The following is a 16,273-nucleotide window of genomic DNA, read 5'->3' as shown; positions in this document are numbered from 1 at the left end:
CTCCCCGCACCCGCGGGGAGGGCCCACCGCGTCACCCGGGCACCCGGTCCCGGGACCGGTCCTCATCTGGGCACGGCACCGCCCCGAGCGATAGAACCGTGCCATGCCTAGTTTCGAGGTCACTTCGATAGGTACGGTCCGCAACGACCGCACGGACGTCCAGCACACGGACAACTGGGGTGCCGTCCGGAGCACGATCACCATCGACGAGCGCTTCGGTGAGGCGTGCCTGCAGGGTCTGGAGGGCTTCTCCCACGTGGAGGTCCTCTTCGTCTTCGACCGGTTCCCCGAGAGCGACGACCACCGCGAACCCCGCCCCTACCGCGGCCGCTCCGACCTCCCGCCCGTCGGTGTCTTCGCCGGCCGCGGCCCCCGCAGGCCGAACCGCATCGGGGTGACGTGCTGCGCCATCGAATCGGTCCACGGCCGTGAACTGACGGTGCTGGGTCTCGACGCGGTCTCCGGCACCCCGGTCATCGACCTGAAGCCGGCGATGGTGGAGTTCCGCGCGGTGGACGTCAAGCAGCCGGAATGGGTCGGCGACCTGATGTCGGAGTACTTCCAGCCGTAGACGGCGGGAGGAGGTCGTGGGCGAGGGTGTCCAGGACCCAGGCGAGTTCATGGCGGCTGAGCGGACCGGCCGGCAGGGCCCGTACGCCGTGGGCGGCACCGAGGAGGGCGCCGGTGAGGGAGGCGACGGACGCGCCGTCAGGCGCGGCGGCGGCGAAGTGGAGTGCGTCGCCGATCTGGTGCCGGTGGGGGAAGGAAGCGGCGCAGTAGAGGGCGCCGCGCAGCGCTGAGGGAGCGGTCGCGTCCGGGGCGAGGGCGGCGAGCCGTCGCGGGTCGGCCGGGTCGTCGGTGGCCTGCCGGTACGCCGTGTGGAGGTGGCCGGGTTCGCCGGTGTCGCCGAGGGCGTCCAGGCCGGCTCGCAGGGCGAGGTGGAGTTGCGACTGCTCGGCGAACAGGGGCTCCTGGGCTTCCGTGGTGCCGGTCAGGCAGTGGTGGAGCAGCACGGTCGCGTGGGCCGCCGCGGGGTGGGTGGCGATCTCGCCTGCCCAGGCGGCCGCTTGGGCCGGGCCGTGCGTGGCACCGGCGACGGCGACGGGGAGGACGGCGCGGAGGTCGGCGCGGAGGCCGGTGGCGAGGAAGTCCGGCTCCTTGCCGCGCGGTTCGGCCAGCGCGGGGACGCGAGCGAGCCAGCCGCCCGGCTGGTGGCCGCCTGCGTCCTGGAGGGCTTCCCGTCGGCCGTGGGCGCGCTGCACGGCTGACGGGAGATGACCGGCGCCGTGCCGGGCACCGGTCCGTGCGCGGATCATGCCTTCGACGGTGAAGCAGGCCAGCTGGGTGCCGGCACCGGCCCTCAGCGGGCCGCGGTCCGGCAGTGTGCCCTGGGCGGAGCCCAGCGTGTCGCCCAGGGCCAGGCCGAGCAGCAGCCCGCGCACGCGGGACAGTGCGTACCCCGGCAGTGGCGGTCGTTCGCTCTCGTGCTCCGGCTGCTCCTCGGGGTCGGTGCTGTCGATGCCGTCGGCGGCGTCCTCCTCCGGGGAGACGTCGCGCACCGCCGGCACGGCCGCCGCGGGGGCTTGCGTACCGTGCGCGGTGGCCGGGGCGGGTGCCGCGGTCAGTGCCCGTACGGCGTGGCGCAGTTCGGGGTGGGCCGGCACCGGGAGCGCCCCGCCCGGCGCCCCGCCGGCGAGATGGCTGTAGACGGCGGCGACGGCGGCGGTCCGGCTCTGCCCGGCCGACGAGTGGAGCAGGACCTTCTTGCCCGCGCGCCGCAGCCGCAGCACCTGCCGGGCGGCCTGGTCCAGCACGAAGGCGAGGTTGGCGTTGTCTCCCGTGCCGTCCCGCAGCCACACCCGTATGTGCTCCACGTCGGCGCCGGGCAGCACGCGCGCCGTTCCCGTACGGCACAGCGACACCACCGCGTCGGCCGTGACCGGCCCGGCGCCCTGGGCCAGGGCCAGGTTGCCCAGCATCACACCGGGGTCGTGCGGGTGGGTGACGGCGTGGCCGGCGGGGGAGTGGGACGGCAGTGGCATGCGCGGTGCCGAGGGCCAGCCGTCATCGTCGTCGGCCCCGTCCCTGGCGGTGAGGACCGCGAGCCGTACCAGGTCGGGCCCGCTCAGGCCGGGCCAGCCGTGGACGGCCCGCTGCCAGTCCAGGGGGATGCCGGAGCAGCCCCAGCGCGCGCCGAGCAGAGCGCCGGCGATCGCCGCGACGGTGTCGGTGTCGTGGCCGGCCCGCACCGCGGCCGCCAGCGCCTGCCGCAGGTGCGCCGCGGGGAAACGGCCCTTTCCGGGGTCGAGTTCGGGTACGGGCGTACGGGTGATTGCCGACCAGGCCGCCTGGAGCGCCCGGACGACCCAGCCGTTGTCGGCGAAGTGCCCGGGCGGCGCAGCCTCCGCCTCGTCCAGCCGCTTCGCCCACGTGTCGCGCCGTACGGCCGGGAGGAGGTCGAGCCCGGCCCGCACACCGTCGAAGGTGCCGTGCAGCACGGCGGTGCGGATGCCGGAGCACCACAGGACGCAGGCGTCGGCGCAGTCGGGGTCCGGGTGGGTGAGCGAGCTGACCGCGGTGGCGGCCTCGGCCATCGCGGCGGCGTCCCCGAGGTGTGCGAGGGCGACGATCCCGGTGCGCATCAGCGAGCCGTTCCCCGCGGTGAGCCGGTGCCCGGTGGCGTACTGGCGGGCGGCCTCCCGCAGCGCCTCCGCCGGGCTTCCGGGCAGCGCTTCGGCGGCGCCCAGCACGGAGCGGGTCTGGGCTCCGACGTCGCTGGCCCCGCCGTCCACCCAGTGCCGGAAGCCCGCGGCGATCGCGTCCAGGGCCCCGGGGCTGCGCAGGTCCGCCCCGGTCGCCGCGACCTGGGCGACGCACACCTGCATCTGGGTGTCGTCGGAGTACTCCCCGGGCCGGTACGGTCCGAGACCGCCGCCGATCATGCCCGGCTGCTGGTCCTCGCGCAGGGTCGCCTTGAACTCGTACGGCACCCCCAGCGCGTCGCCGACGGCCGCCCCGAGCAGCACCCCGGCCGCGCGGTCGATGCCCCGGGCGTCGAGGCGGGGGCTGGGTGTGCGGGTCATGGCGGGTCAGCCTGGCACGTCGGCCTCCGCGCTCTCAAGGCGACGCCGTGGGGCGCGCAGGAGCGTCCGATCCGACGGGTCGTCAGCTAGCGTGGAGGTGTGATCAGGCAAGCCACCGGGGAACGCCGCGCGCCCAGCGCGTACGTCGCGGCGTCGGGCGTGTTCGCGGTCGGCATGGCGGGCACCACGCTGCCGACACCGCTGTACGGGCTCTATCGGGAACAGATCGGCTTCTCCGAACTGGTCGTCACGGTGGTCTTCGCGGTCTACGCGATCGGAGTGATCGCCGCGTTGCTGGTCGCCGGGGACTTCTCGGACGTCCTCGGCCGGCGCCCGGTGCTGTTCGCCGCGCTGGGCCTGTCGCTGCTGAGCGCGGTGTGCTTCCTCTTCGAGAGCGGCCTGCCGCTGCTGTTCGCGGGGCGGCTGCTGTCGGGGTTCTCGGCCGGTCTGCTCAGCGGGGCCGCGACGGCCGCGGTGCTCGAACTGGCGCCCCCGGACCGGCGCGCACGCGCGGGACTGGCGGCCACCGCCGCCAACATGGGCGGCCTCGGCTGCGGGCCGCTGCTGTCGGGGGTCCTGGCGCAGTACGCGCCGTGGCCCCTCCGGCTGCCCTTCCTGGTGCACATCGCCCTGCTGCTGGCGGCCTGCGCCGTCGCGCGTGCCCTACCCGAGACGGTGGCGGTGCGCAGCCCGCGTCCCCCGTTGCGCCCTCAGGGCATGGTCGTCCCGCCGCCGACGCGGGCGGCGTTCGTCCCCGCCGGGCTGGCGGCGTTCGCCGGTTTCTCCCTGCTCGGCCTGTTCACGGCGGTGGCGCCGAGTTTCCTCGCCATGACGCTGGGGGAGCACAACCTGGCCGTCGACGGCCTCGTCGTCTTCTCCGTGTTCTGCGCGTCCACCGCCGGGCAGATGCTGATGGGACGTCTGGGCGTCCGGCGCGCACTGCCGGCCGGATGCCTGGCGCTCACGGCCGGTATGGCCGTGGTCGCGGCCTCGCTGGTGGTGGAGTCCCTGCCGGTACTGGTGGTGGGTGCCCTGGTCGGCGGCCTCGGGCAGGGCATGTCGTTCCGCGCGGGCCTGACCGGCGTGAGCGCGGTGGCCCCCGACGAGCACCGCGGCGCGACGATCTCGGCCTTCTTCGTCGCCGCCTACGTCGGCATCTCCGTACCGGTGGTCGGGGTCGGCGCGCTCAGCCTGGCGCTCGGACTGCGCGACGCGGGCGTGGTCTTCGCGCTGTACGTGATCCTGGTGTCCGCCGCCGTCGGCGTCTTCCTGCTGCGCCGGCCGCTGCGTACGCGGTGACGTGACGGAGGCCGCGCAGCGCATGTGCGGCACCGGTACCCAGCCCCGCACCGGCACCTGACTCCGCGCTTCGCCCCGAGCGCCGCTCCACGACACAGCGCCTCAAGTGACATGCGCTACCTCGTTGTTCGAGGCTGTCAAGATCTGTTCGAAATCTCAGGGATGTGATCGTATTCGCCCAGGAAAACGCAAGGAGGAACAGTGCTGTTCACCACGGCCCGAAGAACGGGCTTGGCGGCTCTGGGCACCGCCACCGCCGTACTCGTCACTCTCCTGAGCCCCGCGTCGGCGGGGGCGGCCGCGTCCGCCGCACCGCCGGAAGGGCCGCTGGCCCCCGCCGGGGGCCAGGTGAAGACCGTGACCCTCATCACCGGGGACAAGGTCGTCGTCGCCCCGGGGACCGGCGGCGGGCGGGACTCGCTGAGCGTCGAGCGCCGTCCCGGGGCCGCCGGTTCGGTGCGCATCGTCACCGAGGCGGGCGACACCTACGTCTACCCGGACGACGCGCTCGCGTACGTGGCAGCGGACCGCCTCGACAAGCGCCTGTTCAACGTCACCGGGCTGATAGCGCAGGGCTACGACGACGCGCACGCCCCGCGGCTGCCCCTGATCGTCACCGGCGGGAACCACGCCGCCCTCCGCCGCGGCGGCAGCGCCCTGCCCGGTGCGGAGACCCGCCGCGACCTGCCCTCCGTCGGCGGCGCTGCCCTCGCGGCCGACCGGTCGGAAGCGGCCGACGCCTGGGCCGCGCTCACCGCGGGCGGCACCGGCCCCTCCGGGCAGGAGGCGACCGGGTCCCGCCGTGCCGCCGCGGCCCCGTCGTTCACCGGCGGCATCGACAAGATCTGGCTGGACGGCAGGACGAAGGCGACGCTCGCCGACACCACGGCCCAGATCGGCGCGCCGCAGGTCTGGGAGTCGGGGGACACCGGCTCCGGCGTCAAGGTCGCGGTGCTGGACACCGGCGCCGACACCGGGCACCCGGACCTGAAGGACCGGATCGTCAGCACCCGCAGTTTCGTTCCCGACCAGGACGTGCCGGACGGCAGCGGCCACGGGACCCACGTCGCCTCCACCGTCGCCGGCACCGGCGCGGCGTCGGACGGCAAGGAGAAGGGCGTGGCCCCCGGCGCCGACCTGGTGGTCGGCAAGGTGCTCGGCAACCGCGGCGAGGGACAGGAGTCCTGGGTCATCGGCGGCATGGAGTGGGCCGCGCGCACGGAGCACGCCAGGGTCGTCAACATGAGCCTGGGCAGCGCCGAGCCGAGCGACGGGACCGACCTCATGAGCCGGAGCCTCAACGCTCTGAGCGCCGAGACGGGCACGCTGTTCGTCGTCGCCGCCGGCAACAGCGGCCGGGGGTCCACGCCGTACACCATCGGTTCCCCGGCCGCCGCCGACGCCGCGCTGACCGTGGGCGCGGTCGGCCCCTCCGACGACCTCGCGTTCTTCTCCAGCGTCGGACCGCGCGTCGGCGACGAGGGCGTCAAGCCCGATCTGACGGCCCCGGGCGTGGACGTCCTGGCCGCCCGGTCGCAGTTCGCGAGCGGGGGAGAGGGCCCCTACACCACGATGAGCGGGACCTCGATGGCCTCCCCGCACGTCGCGGGCGCCGCGGTCCTGCTGGCGCAGCGGCATCCCGACTGGCCGGGCAGCCGGTTGAAGGACGCCCTGATGAGCACCAGCAGAGCGACGCCGTACCTGACCGCCTACCAGGGCGGTGCGGGACGCGTCGACGTCGCGGCCGCGGTCGGCGCCCGGGTCACGGCGACCGGATCGGTCTTCCGCTTCCTCCGGTGGCCGAACGGCGGCACCGGCCCCGTCACGCAGGGGATCACGTACACCAACTCCGGTGACGAGCCGCTGACGTTGCGCCTCGCGGTGGAGGCGGGTGCCCCGGACGACGGCGTGTTCTCCCTCTCCGCCGACCAGGTCACCGTGCCGGCCCACGGCAGCACTGCGGTGGAGGTCGGCGCCGACCCCTCCGGCCTCGCACGGGGCGACCACACCGCTCAGGTCGTCGCCCGCGACGCCACCGGTGCGGCGGTCGCCCACACGGTCGCCGGCATCAGCCTCGAGCCGGAGCGGTACGACCTCGGCATCACCATGAAGGATCGCTCGGGCGGGCCGATGAGCGGCTGGATCCACCTCAAGGGCGCCCTCAGCAGGTCCACCACCGCCTACGAGATCCCGGCGAGCGGGGAGCTGACCCTGCGTCTGCCCGCCGACACCTACACGGTGGTGTCGTACGCGGACGTCGTGGGCACCCACGGCCCGAGTTCCCGGGGCATCGCCCTGCTGAGCGCCCCCGAGGTGGACCTGACCGCGGACCGGCAGGTCATCCTCGACGCCTCCAAGGCGCACCAGGTGCGGGCCGTCACACCGAAGCCCACCACGCTGGTGAACACCCGGCTGGACTTCTTCCGCTCCTTCACCTCCACCGAACCCAGCCCCGGTGACTACGGCGCGGTCAGGGAGAACGTGATCGTCGGCCCGGGCTACGACAGCGTCTGGGCCCAGCCGACCGGCGCCAAGGTACGGCACGGCAGCTTCGTGTTCGCCACCCGCCTGCGGGCCCAGCAGACGCCGCTCGACCTGTCCTACGACGGCGGCAGGATCGACGACGCGCTCGCCCAGGAGGGAAGCGCCGCCCTGCCCGACGGCACGTCGACGCCGGACGCGGTGTTCGCGGGCGCCGGTTCGGCCGAGGAGTTCGCCACGGCGCGAGCCCGCGGCAAGGTCGCCGTGGTCCGCCACAGCGCCGAGGTCGCGCCCTCGGCGCAGGCGTCGGCCGCGAAGGCGGCGGGCGCGAGAGCGCTGCTCGTGGTCAACGACGGAGTGGGGCGGCTGGCCACCTGGTACGGGTCGCCGGATTACACCACCGACTCGGACGTGCCCGTGGTGTCGGTGACCAAGGACGAGGGTGAGGCACTGATCGCGAGGATCGCCTCGGCGCGCGAGCACCGGGTCGGACTCCGGGTGGCGGCCCACCCGTCCCCCTCGTACCTGTACGACCTGGTCAAGTACCACGCGGGCGCCGTGCCCTCGGACGTGGCCTACCGGGCCGACCCTGACCGGCTGGCGCGCGTCGACGTCGACTTCGCCCAGCCGCGGGGCAAGCAGGCCCTGGAGCGCAGGACGGACTACCCGGCGTACGAGTGGGCCGCGGGGTACTCCTTCGGACTCGAGCCCATGGCACCCGGACGGCGTACCGACTGGGTGACCGCGGGCGAGGACGCCACATGGCAGCAGACCGCGTCGGTCAGCGGCTGGGTGGGCGCGACGAACAGCCCCACGTCCTACCGGCCGGGCAGCGTCCAGCAGGAGCGGTGGCTCGGCCCGGTCCTGCGGCCGCGCATGTCCGACGGCGACTCCCAGGTGCGGGACGACACCTCCCTCTCGCTGGTCGTCCCGGGCTGGAGCGACTCGGGAGCCCCGCACACGGGCTCCGCGGGAACCGAGACGATGACCGCACGCACCTCACTGCTCCAGGGCGGCACCACGCTGCTGACGACCGACAGCGCCTACGTCAACGCCTTCGACCTGCCGGCCGAGTCGCTGCCGTACCGCCTCGTCGTCGACACCGCGGGTGATCCGGCGCTGAGCCCGTACTCGTCGAAGACCCGCACGCAGTGGGACTTCGTCTCGGGCAAGGCGCAGTCCGGGACCGTGCCGCTGGTCCAACTCGACTACGGCACGGAACTCGACGCCGCGGGCAGGGCACGCCGCACGCAGGAGGTCTCGATCACCCCCTCGGTGCTCGGCACGTCCGCGAAGGACGCGGTGTCCTCGGTCCGGCTCGAGGTCTCCTACGACGACGGAGCGTCCTGGCACCGCCAGGACCTGAAGGTCCGTCAGGGATCGTGGCAGGCCACCCTGCACGCCCCCTCCTCGGCCGCCTTCGTGTCGCTGCGCACCAGCGCCACGGCACGCGCCGGGGGATCGGTCGCGCAGACCGTCATCCGGGCCTTCGGCCTGAAGTGACGCCCGGGGGCCGGTGCCGCGCACACGCCGCGGCACCGGCCCCGCGGGCCCCGGCGTCCGGCCGGGCGCTTTCGTGCCGCCGCGGTGCCATACTCCGGTGCATGCGGGGGGACTTCGTCAAAGCCGTGCCCAAAGTGCCGTGCGCCCTTGCCGTCTGCTGCCTGCTCCTGACGCTGGGCGTCGCCTGGTTCCTCTACGGCCAGGTCCGGGGCGCCGACCGGATCGACGCCTCGCCCGTGCGGGTGGAGGGCGTGATCGAAGAGGTGACGTTCGGCAGGGGCGCGAGTGCGCGTGTCGGGTACGAGGTCGCCGGGCGCCCCCTTGTCGACCGTGACCTGCCCGTGTCGCAGATGCCGGGCCGCGTCGCCGTGGGCGCCCGCCTGTGTCTGGAGGCGGCAGCAGACCATCCCCGGTCGGTACGCCTGTGCGGCCGGCGCTACCCGGCCGGTGACGACATGCCGCCGACCGCCGTCCTCGGCATCGTCGCCGGCACCGCCGGCACGCTCTGCGCGGCCGCCTTCGCGGTGTCCGGGTACCGCGACCGCCGCCCGCAGGCCCCCGGACGACCGGCCCCGGCCAGACCGCCCGCCGCGGAAGCGGGTGTCCGATGACGGACACGGGAGGAAGCGGGGAACTCCGCCTGCCCGCCGCGTGGGGGGCAGGCACGGCCGTTGCGGCGCTCCTCGTCATCGGCCTCGGCCTGGCCGGGAGCTACCACGGCGGCATCATCGGCGCACTGCTGCTGGCCGGCCTCGCCGGCACGGCGGGAGTCCTCCCCGCCTACGGCCTCGCCCGTGCGTGGCGGGCCCGCGGCCACCGCACCCCCGGCTGGCTCGTCCACCTGGCCGCCGCCCTCGTCTGGTCGGCCACCCTGTCGCTCCTCACCAGCGCCGTGCTCCTGGGACTGCCCCACGGTTGGGGAACGGCCCTGTCCTGGAGCGACGTACGCCTGCGCACCACGTGGATCGCTGCCGTCGTGACCCCCTCCGCCCTCGGCGCGTACGCCGTGACCCTCCCCGTGGTGCGCAGCCGGGCCGGCGACCCCCGCAGGGGCGGCCGTCACCGCTGAGGTGCCCCCCGAGCAGGCATGACCTTTGACGGGTGATATCTGGATGTTTACTATCCAGATATGCGAACGGGTAAGGGCGTCGAATGGGCGGTGCACACACTGCTCAACCTCGCGTGGCTCGGGGACGGCGAGCCGGTGCCGACCGCGCAGCTGGCCGCCGGTCACGATCTGTCGGCGTCCTACCTGAACAAGCAGCTCCAGCAGCTCGTCAAGGCGGGGCTGCTGGAATCCGTGCCGGGTGCGCGGGGCGGCTTCCGGCTGGCCCGCCCGCTGGAGGCGGTGTCGATGCTGGACGTGGTCCTCGCCGTCGAGGGGGACGACCCCCTGTTCCGCTGCGCCGAGATCCGCCGCTGCGGCACGATCGGCGAGCGGGTGCCGGCGGGCGGTTTCCGCCGTCCCTGTGCGGTGAACAGCGCCATGGGGCGGGCCGAGCTGGCCTGGCGGAAGGTGCTGGCCGAGCAGAGCCTCGCCGACGTGCGGGCGGAGGCCGAAGCGCACGCTCCCGCGGTGGGGTCGTACGTACGGGGAGGGCTCGGGCGCGACTGAGCCCGCTTCCCGTACCGGGGGCCCTTCGCTCCCACGGAGCTTCATTCAGGATGAAAAACATCTCGATTTCGCCGGATGTGGGGGCGAAGGAGGTCACGCCAGCATGAGTCTCATGCGCATACCCAGGTCGCCCGAGGTGCTCGAGGCCGAGTGGGAGACGCACCGGCCCGCCGTGTTCGGGGTGGCGTACCGCCTGCTGGGAAGCGTGGCCGACGCCGAGGACATCGCCCAGGACGTGTGGCTGCGGGCGGCCGGAGCGGATCTGCGCGACATCGGCGACCTCCGGGCCTGGCTGGTCACGGTCGCCGCCCGACGGTCGTACGACGTCCTGAAGTCCGCGCGCGCCCGCCGGGAGACCTATGTGGGGCCATGGCTGCCCGCGCCGTTGCTGACGGGTCCTGACGCGTCGGAGGCGGTGCTCGTCGATGAGTCCGTCGGGTCTGCGATGCTGCTCGTCATGGAGGAACTGAGCCCGCCGGAGCGTGTGGCCTTCATCCTCCACGACGTCTTCGGCCTCGAGTTCAGCCGGATCGCCGATGTGCTGGACGCCTCCGCACCGGCCGCCCGCCAGCTCGCCTCGCGGGCGCGGCGCAAGGTGGCCAGGGCGAGGCAGTCGACGCCGCAGGCGACCCGGGCGGAGCGGGAACGGCTGCTCGCCGCGTTCCGCGCCGCGTACGAGGCCGGGGACATGGCCGGACTGGTGCGGCTCCTCCACCCGGAGGCCGTGTACGTCACGGACGGCGGCGGCGAGGTCTTCACGGCGCGCAAGCTGGTCCACGGCGGCACGCGCATCGCCAAGCTGATGGTGGGGGTGTGGCTCCGGTGGCGTCCGGACCGCGTCGACCTCGTCGAGGTCGGCGGCGAACCCGCGCTCCTGCACCGCCGCGCAGGCCGCGTCTTCTCCGTCGACACGGTGGAGATCGAGGACGGCCTGATCAGCGCCTACCGCAGGGTCCTCAACCCGGCGAAGATCGCACACGTTTGACCCGTCCCACCGGACGGAACGCCGCCGTGCGTGACGGCGGACCTTCGACGAGGCTTACCCGGCAGAAGACACCCAGAGAAGACACCCAGAGAAGACACCCAGAGGGGACATCCATGACCGAGCAGCAGCGCGTGAACATCGGAAAGCAGCACCCGGACAGCTACCAGGCGCTCCTCGCCCTGTCCACGGCGGTGGAGGAGAGCGCCGCCGCGGCGGGCCTCGACCCGCTCCTGGTCGAACTGCTGAAGATCCGCACGTCCCAGATCAACGGCTGTGCGTTCTGCCTGCGGATGCACACGCGCGACGCCCTGAAGAAGGGCGAGAACCCGGACCGGATCGCCGTGCTGCCCGCATGGGAGGAAGCCGGCTACTTCTCCGGGACGGACCGCGCCGCCCTGCGCCTGACGGAGGCGATCACCCGCGTGCCGGAGGGGCACGTGAGCGACGCGGACTACGAAGCGGCCGCGGCCGTGCTCACCGCCGACCAGGTCTCGGCGGTCGCCTGGCTGGCGACGCTGATGAACGCGTTCAACCGCGTCGCGATCACCAGCCGCTACCGCGTCGCCGGCTGAGCCGCCGGCCGGCGTCCCGGGCGGGGCCGGCCGGTCCGGACGTACGGTGGAGCCATGAGCGCTACACCGGACGACGGTGCTGCTCAGGCGTACGCGAGCACCGCTGCCGACGCCGCCGGGCCGACGTGCCGGGCGGAACTGGACCGGTTGCTGGAGCTCGCCGCGCGGGACACCGGCGCCCACGCGGGCGCGCTGTTCCTGCTGACCCCCGAGGGAGGGTCGCTGCGGCTCGAAGTGACCACGGGGATGCCGGCGGAGTACCTCGCACCCTGGTTCGGGGTGGCCCTGTCCGCCCACGTCCCCGTATCCGACGCGGTGCGCGGCAGACGCCTGGTGTGGCTCAGCAAGCCCCAGGAACTCGCCCGTCGTTACCCCCGCACGGCGATCGCTCTGCCGTACCACTTCGCGGTGGCCGCGGCACCGGTCCTCGACGGCTCCGAGGCCTGGGGGGCGCTCCTGCTGTTCTGGCCCTGCTGCGACGCCGCCGAGCTCGCCGGACCCAGCCACGAGCGGGTCGGCGCCGCCTGCCGCCGCCTGGGGCGGTTCCTGCGGGACGCCGCGGACGCCGGGCACCCGGTCACTCCCGCGGGGTCCCCACGGACCCTGTCCCAGCCGCCCGCCCAGGAGTGGGAGCCGTCCGAGGCGCAGGCCGCGGCACACTTCGCCGAACGCCTGCCGGGAGGCAGCTGCACCCTCGACCTCGAGGGCAGATTCACCTACCTGAACTCCACCGCGGCCCGTCTGCTGGGCGGGACCGTCCCCGGTCTCCTCGGCAGACGCCCCTGGCAGGCCCTGTCCTGGTCCAACGATCCCGCCTTCGAGGACCGCTTCCGGGCGGCCGTGGTCAGCCGGCAGCAGGAATCCTTCACGGCGACGGTCCCGCCGGACCGGCGGCTCGCCTTCGAGCTCTACCCCGACGCCTCCGGGGTGAGCGTGCGCCTCGTGCCCTACGGTTCCGACCGCGTCCGGGCCGCCGCGCGCCCCGGCACGGCGGCGCCCCGTGGCGCGCCGATCGCCCTGGGCGAGCTCTACCAGGTGCTGCACCTGGCCGCCGCCCTCTCCGAGGCCGTCGGCGTGGGCAACGTGGTCGACCTCGTCGCGGACGAGATGCTGCCGACCTTCCACGCCCGGACCCTGGCCCTGGCCCTGTTCTCGCCCGAGGATGGCACCCTGCGGTTCGTCGGCTGCCGGGGCTACAACCCCTGTCCCGCGGAGGTGTTCACCGGAGCGGCGCTCACCTCCCCGGCCGCGCTCGGGACCCTCGCCGAGGGCGCGCCGGCCTTCTTCACCACCTTCGAGGAGATGCTCGGCGCCTATCCGCACGCCCCCCGCCGTGAGGGCCTGGACGCCTGGGCCTACCTGCCGCTGATCGCCTCCGGCCGGCCCGTGGGCCTGTGCGTCCTCGCCTTCGAACGGCCGCACCACTTCTCCGGCAACCAGCGGACCGTGCTGACCGCACTCGCGGGGCTGATCGCCCAGGCGCTGGAGCGTGCCCGCCTCTACGACACCGTCAAGGAGCTCGCGGAGACCCTGCAGGCGGTCATGCTCCCCGACTCGCTGCCGGACATACCCGGACTCGACGTCGCCGCCCGCTACCTGCCCAGCGTCCGGGGCATGGACATCGGCGGCGACTTCTACGACCTGGTCCGGGTCGACGAGACCACCGCGGCCGCGGTCATCGGCGACGTCCAGGGCCACCACGTCAGGGCGGCGGCCCTCATGGGCCGGATCCGGCCCGCCATCCGCTCCCAGGCCTTCGCCGGGGCCGCACCGGCGCAGGCCCTCCGCCAGGCCAACCGCCAGTTGTTCGACCTGAACCCCGGCCGCTTCGTCAGCTGCCTCTACGCCCGGCTCGATCTCAGGCGACGCCGGGCCCTCCTGGCCACCGCCGGCCATCCACCGCCGGTGCTGCGCCACCCGGACGGGCACACGGAGGTCCTCACCGTTCCGCCGGGGGTGCTGCTCGGCATCGACCCCGAGGCGGAGTACCCCACCACCGAGATCCCCCTGGAGCCCGGCACCGTCCTCGCCCTGTACACCGACGGACTCGTCGAGACCCCCGGGGTCGACCTGGACGACGCCATGGCCGGGCTCGCCGCCCGCCTCGCCGGCACCGCCCCCCAGCCGATGGACCGGCTCGCCACGGACCTGATCGACCACGCGCGGCGGACCGCCCCCCGCACCGACGACATCGCGCTGCTGCTCATCAGGTCCGTCGCCGCCGCGTAACACGTGCTCCGGACACGCCGGATGACGGAGCATCAGCGGCCGGGGAGCCGCAGGGTGACCTCGTGGAGCACCCAGCCGTCGCCGTCCGGGTCGCTGAAGGTGGCAAGGCAGCCGTACGAGGCACCGTCCGGGTGCCGGCGCGCCGATCGTCCCCGCCCCGCGAAGCGGCCCTCACCGGTGTGACAGCTCCGTCGGGCGCGACGTACTGAGGGCGTCGTCCGGCTGAGCAGTAGCGTGGAAGAAGCCTTGAGCTGCCGACGTCCACGGCGCGCTTGTCCATCGTGAGGTCGGTGACCAGGCCGAACAACGACACCAGCGGGCCGGAACAGGGCCGCTCCGGGGCTGCCGCGGACCAGGTCCCCTGGGAATCGTGCATCACCACGCTGCTGGAAAAGGAACCGCCCTTCAGCCGTTCCGGGAGCCCGGCGGCGACGTCATCCACTACCAGGACGGCAACAACCAGGACGACCAACCGCTCCGTTTCGTCGTGGTGATGCTCTGCGAGAAGGGCGGGCTCATGCTCACGTTCGTCGACGACCGGGAACTGGCCGGTCGCCGGGACCGCCGCGCACCGCGACCGTCCTGACGCGCAGGGCAGGGGGTCATGCGCCGCCACTCGGGCCGGCTCCTCGCCAGGGCCGTCCGCAGCAGGTCCTCGGCGTGATCCCGGTCGCGGTGAGCATCCGGGCCAGGCGCAGCAACCGCGGCCCGCGAGGGGCCACGAACTCCTCGCGGTCCGCCTGGCCGCTCTCCTCGGGCCGAGCTGTCACACCCGTACGGGCCACCTCGTCTCCCTGACGAGACCCGGGAAGACACCCGCCTCGCGGACCACTCCCCCACGCCCCCGAACTTCGACGAGGTTGCTGCGTGCGGCCGCGTTGTGTGGTCTTGTACGAGAGGGAGGATGCCGTATGGACGTGGCCAGCGACGCGGTGCCGATCGCGGTGCTGCTCGACGAGCGCCGGCATCTGCTGGATGTCGCCCACCGCATGTCGGGCGGCCGCAGCGATGCGGAGAGCGTGATCGACGAGACCTATCGCCGGTGGTACGCGCTGTCCGACGCGGAGCGCGCGGCCATCACGTCGCCCCGTGCCTGGCTGTCGACGACCGCGGGCGGCATCTGCCTGGGCGAACCGGTCACGCCGGACGAGCACCGCGGCTCCGGGCACGACGGCCCGGAGGCGAGGTCCGGGTACGACGAACTCACCGCCATCGCGCGTCGCCGGCTCCAGGCACAGCGCTCCGGTCCGTCGGCCCCGCTGGAGCACGACGCGGCCGTCCGCGCCGTCGGGGATGCCTGCACGGCGGGCGACGCCGGGTTGCTGGCGTCCGCGCTGTCACCCGACGCCATGGCCGTCTTCGACGGTGGCGGCAAGGTCCGGACACTGGTCCGATCCGTGCACGGCAGCGAGCAGGTCACCCGCAGCCTGCTGACGCTGCTGGGCCCCCATCCGCGCACCACCCTGACCGCCCAGTCCGTGAACAGCCGTACCGGACTCGTGGTGCGCTGCGACCGCACCGTGGCCGCGGTCATCAGCCTCGACGTCACCGACCGCCGCGTGGCGCAGGTCTGGGCCGTGCTCAACCCGGAGAAGCTGCGCCGCTGGAACCAGCACCCGGAGCGAACTCCGGGCGCCTGATCCGTCACGTAGGTGCGGGCCGTGTCGTCTCCCTGACGGGAACGTGATCGCGACGATGCGCCACCGCCCCCCGGCGCCCCTCCCGCAGCGCGGCGCCACCGACACGTGCAGACAGAATGGAATTCAAGCGTGACGACGATGCTCGACCGCTATTTCGAGATCGTGGACTCCGCCGACGGCGGCCACTCCCACCTGGACGACCTCAGGGACGTCTTCGCCGAGGACGTGCTGCTGATGCACAGCGGGGACATGGTCCAGGGCCGCGAGCCGGCCGTCGACCTCCACCGGACGCTGGCTGCCGAGTGGAAGGAGTCCACGCACCAGTGGACGGCTTCCGTGGCGGCGGACGGCTCCATCACGGGCACGTGGAGCCGGGCCGGACTGGACGTCCGGGGCAACGGTCGCTCCGGCAGCGGACGGGTCTCCGTCTCCCTGGACCCGGACGGGCGGATCTCCCGGCTCCACCTGACGCTGACCGCCGGGTCGGACCGCGCCCGGGTGCTCATCGCCAAGCACCTGGAGGTCTGGATGACTCCGGACCCGGCCGGGCGTGCCGAGGCGATGGAGGGCATCTACACCGAGGACATCACGATCATGGAGCCCGACCAGGTCATCGTGGGCCGGGACGCCATCAACGCGTACATCACCGCCGTGCAGCGCCAGGCGCCACCGCTGAGCGGCCTCATCACGGGTCACTCGCAGAACCGGGAATTCATCCACTGGGCCTGGGACTTCGGCTTCCCAGGCGGCAAGTCGGCACTCGGATCGGAGATCCTCCAGCTCGACGGGGACCTGATCGAGAAGGTCGTCATCTTCAGCGCCGACATGGACGTCGTCACCGAGGGCCTGCGGTAGCGGCGCTCCGG

General features: G+C 73.8%; 13 protein-coding genes. 12 read left to right on the top strand and 1 reads right to left on the bottom strand.

Annotated elements, in window-relative coordinates:
- Positions 1 to 103: 103 nt before the first annotated feature.
- A complete protein-coding gene (locus tag ACFYYN_RS12795) occupies positions 104 to 571 on the top strand; it encodes an SAM-dependent methyltransferase (protein WP_500545751.1) in 468 nt (155 codons plus the stop codon).
- On the opposite strand, the gene ACFYYN_RS12790 is transcribed toward ACFYYN_RS12795, so the two are convergent.
- Positions 519 to 3,083, bottom strand: a complete 2,565-nt coding sequence (locus ACFYYN_RS12790) for an ADP-ribosylglycohydrolase family protein (protein WP_500545750.1) — start codon at positions 3,081 to 3,083, stop codon at positions 519 to 521. The two genes, ACFYYN_RS12795 and ACFYYN_RS12790, sit on opposite strands and share 53 nt — an antisense overlap.
- A gap of 174 nt (positions 3,084 to 3,257) precedes the next feature.
- Between ACFYYN_RS12790 and ACFYYN_RS12785 the strand changes: the two genes are divergently transcribed.
- The 11 genes from ACFYYN_RS12785 to ACFYYN_RS12735 all read left to right on the top strand — a co-directional run bounded on the left by ACFYYN_RS12785 (position 3,258) and on the right by ACFYYN_RS12735 (position 16,262).
- A complete protein-coding gene (locus ACFYYN_RS12785) occupies positions 3,258 to 4,382 on the top strand; it encodes an MFS transporter (protein WP_500545946.1) in 1,125 nt (374 codons plus the stop codon).
- Positions 4,383 to 4,583: 201 nt separating this feature from the next.
- Positions 4,584 to 8,366: a S8 family serine peptidase gene (locus ACFYYN_RS12780; protein ID WP_500545749.1), complete on the top strand. Its 3,783-nt coding sequence runs from the start codon at positions 4,584 to 4,586 to the stop codon at positions 8,364 to 8,366.
- Positions 8,367 to 8,467: 101 nt separating this feature from the next.
- Entirely contained in the window at positions 8,468 to 8,977 is a 510-nt protein-coding gene (locus ACFYYN_RS12775; protein ID WP_500545748.1) for a hypothetical protein, read from the top strand.
- The gene (locus ACFYYN_RS12770) at positions 8,974 to 9,435 is read left to right on the top strand and encodes a hypothetical protein (RefSeq protein ID WP_500545747.1); all 462 of its coding nucleotides are present in this window, start codon (positions 8,974 to 8,976) and stop codon (positions 9,433 to 9,435) included. Before ACFYYN_RS12775 ends, ACFYYN_RS12770 begins: the two co-directional genes overlap by 4 nt.
- Before the next feature lie 60 nt (positions 9,436 to 9,495).
- The gene (locus tag ACFYYN_RS12765) at positions 9,496 to 9,981 is read left to right on the top strand and encodes an RrF2 family transcriptional regulator (protein ID WP_500356598.1); all 486 of its coding nucleotides are present in this window, start codon (positions 9,496 to 9,498) and stop codon (positions 9,979 to 9,981) included.
- Between the two features lie 103 nt (positions 9,982 to 10,084).
- Positions 10,085 to 10,966, top strand: coding sequence for an RNA polymerase sigma factor SigJ (sigJ, locus tag ACFYYN_RS12760; protein WP_500545746.1), 882 nt, complete (start codon positions 10,085 to 10,087; stop codon positions 10,964 to 10,966).
- A 113-nt stretch (positions 10,967 to 11,079) separates the two neighbouring features.
- Entirely contained in the window at positions 11,080 to 11,538 is a 459-nt protein-coding gene (locus tag ACFYYN_RS12755) for a carboxymuconolactone decarboxylase family protein (RefSeq protein WP_500323692.1), read from the top strand.
- A gap of 54 nt (positions 11,539 to 11,592) precedes the next feature.
- Positions 11,593 to 13,767 carry a SpoIIE family protein phosphatase gene (locus tag ACFYYN_RS12750; RefSeq protein WP_500545745.1) on the top strand — a complete coding sequence of 725 codons (2,175 nt, stop codon included), beginning with the start codon at positions 11,593 to 11,595 and terminating at the stop codon, positions 13,765 to 13,767.
- Between the two features lie 370 nt (positions 13,768 to 14,137).
- A complete protein-coding gene (locus tag ACFYYN_RS12745; RefSeq protein ID WP_500545744.1) occupies positions 14,138 to 14,353 on the top strand; it encodes a hypothetical protein in 216 nt (71 codons plus the stop codon).
- Positions 14,354 to 14,678: 325 nt separating this feature from the next.
- The gene (locus ACFYYN_RS12740; RefSeq protein ID WP_500545743.1) at positions 14,679 to 15,407 is read left to right on the top strand and encodes a sigma-70 family RNA polymerase sigma factor family protein; all 729 of its coding nucleotides are present in this window, start codon (positions 14,679 to 14,681) and stop codon (positions 15,405 to 15,407) included.
- Positions 15,408 to 15,536: 129 nt separating this feature from the next.
- Positions 15,537 to 16,262: a hypothetical protein gene (locus tag ACFYYN_RS12735; RefSeq protein ID WP_500545742.1), complete on the top strand. Its 726-nt coding sequence runs from the start codon at positions 15,537 to 15,539 to the stop codon at positions 16,260 to 16,262.
- Positions 16,263 to 16,273: the final 11 nt, after the last annotated feature.

The organism is Streptomyces sp. NPDC001902, from assembly GCF_042891295.1.
In the GTDB taxonomy this organism is placed as follows: Bacteria; Actinomycetota; Actinomycetes; order Streptomycetales; family Streptomycetaceae; genus Actinacidiphila.
Note: the sequence above shows the minus strand (reverse complement) of the source record. Positions and strands in the feature narration are given on the sequence as shown.

Bases quoted from the DNA above. Each gene is read 5' to 3' on its own strand.
- ACFYYN_RS12795 (WP_500545751.1), top strand. From the start codon at position 104: ATGCCTAGTTTCGAGGTCACTTCGATAGGTACGGTCCGCAACGACCGC.
- ACFYYN_RS12790 (WP_500545750.1), bottom strand. From the start codon at position 3,083: ATGACCCGCACACCCAGCCCCCGCCTCGACGCCCGGGGCATCGACCGC.
- ACFYYN_RS12785 (WP_500545946.1), top strand. From the start codon at position 3,258: ATGGCGGGCACCACGCTGCCGACACCGCTGTACGGGCTCTATCGGGAA.
- ACFYYN_RS12775 (WP_500545748.1), top strand. From the start codon at position 8,468: ATGCGGGGGGACTTCGTCAAAGCCGTGCCCAAAGTGCCGTGCGCCCTT.
- ACFYYN_RS12770 (WP_500545747.1), top strand. From the start codon at position 8,974: ATGACGGACACGGGAGGAAGCGGGGAACTCCGCCTGCCCGCCGCGTGG.
- ACFYYN_RS12765 (WP_500356598.1), top strand. From the start codon at position 9,496: ATGCGAACGGGTAAGGGCGTCGAATGGGCGGTGCACACACTGCTCAAC.
- sigJ (WP_500545746.1), top strand. From the start codon at position 10,085: ATGAGTCTCATGCGCATACCCAGGTCGCCCGAGGTGCTCGAGGCCGAG.
- ACFYYN_RS12755 (WP_500323692.1), top strand. From the start codon at position 11,080: ATGACCGAGCAGCAGCGCGTGAACATCGGAAAGCAGCACCCGGACAGC.
- ACFYYN_RS12750 (WP_500545745.1), top strand. From the start codon at position 11,593: ATGAGCGCTACACCGGACGACGGTGCTGCTCAGGCGTACGCGAGCACC.
- ACFYYN_RS12740 (WP_500545743.1), top strand. From the start codon at position 14,679: ATGGACGTGGCCAGCGACGCGGTGCCGATCGCGGTGCTGCTCGACGAG.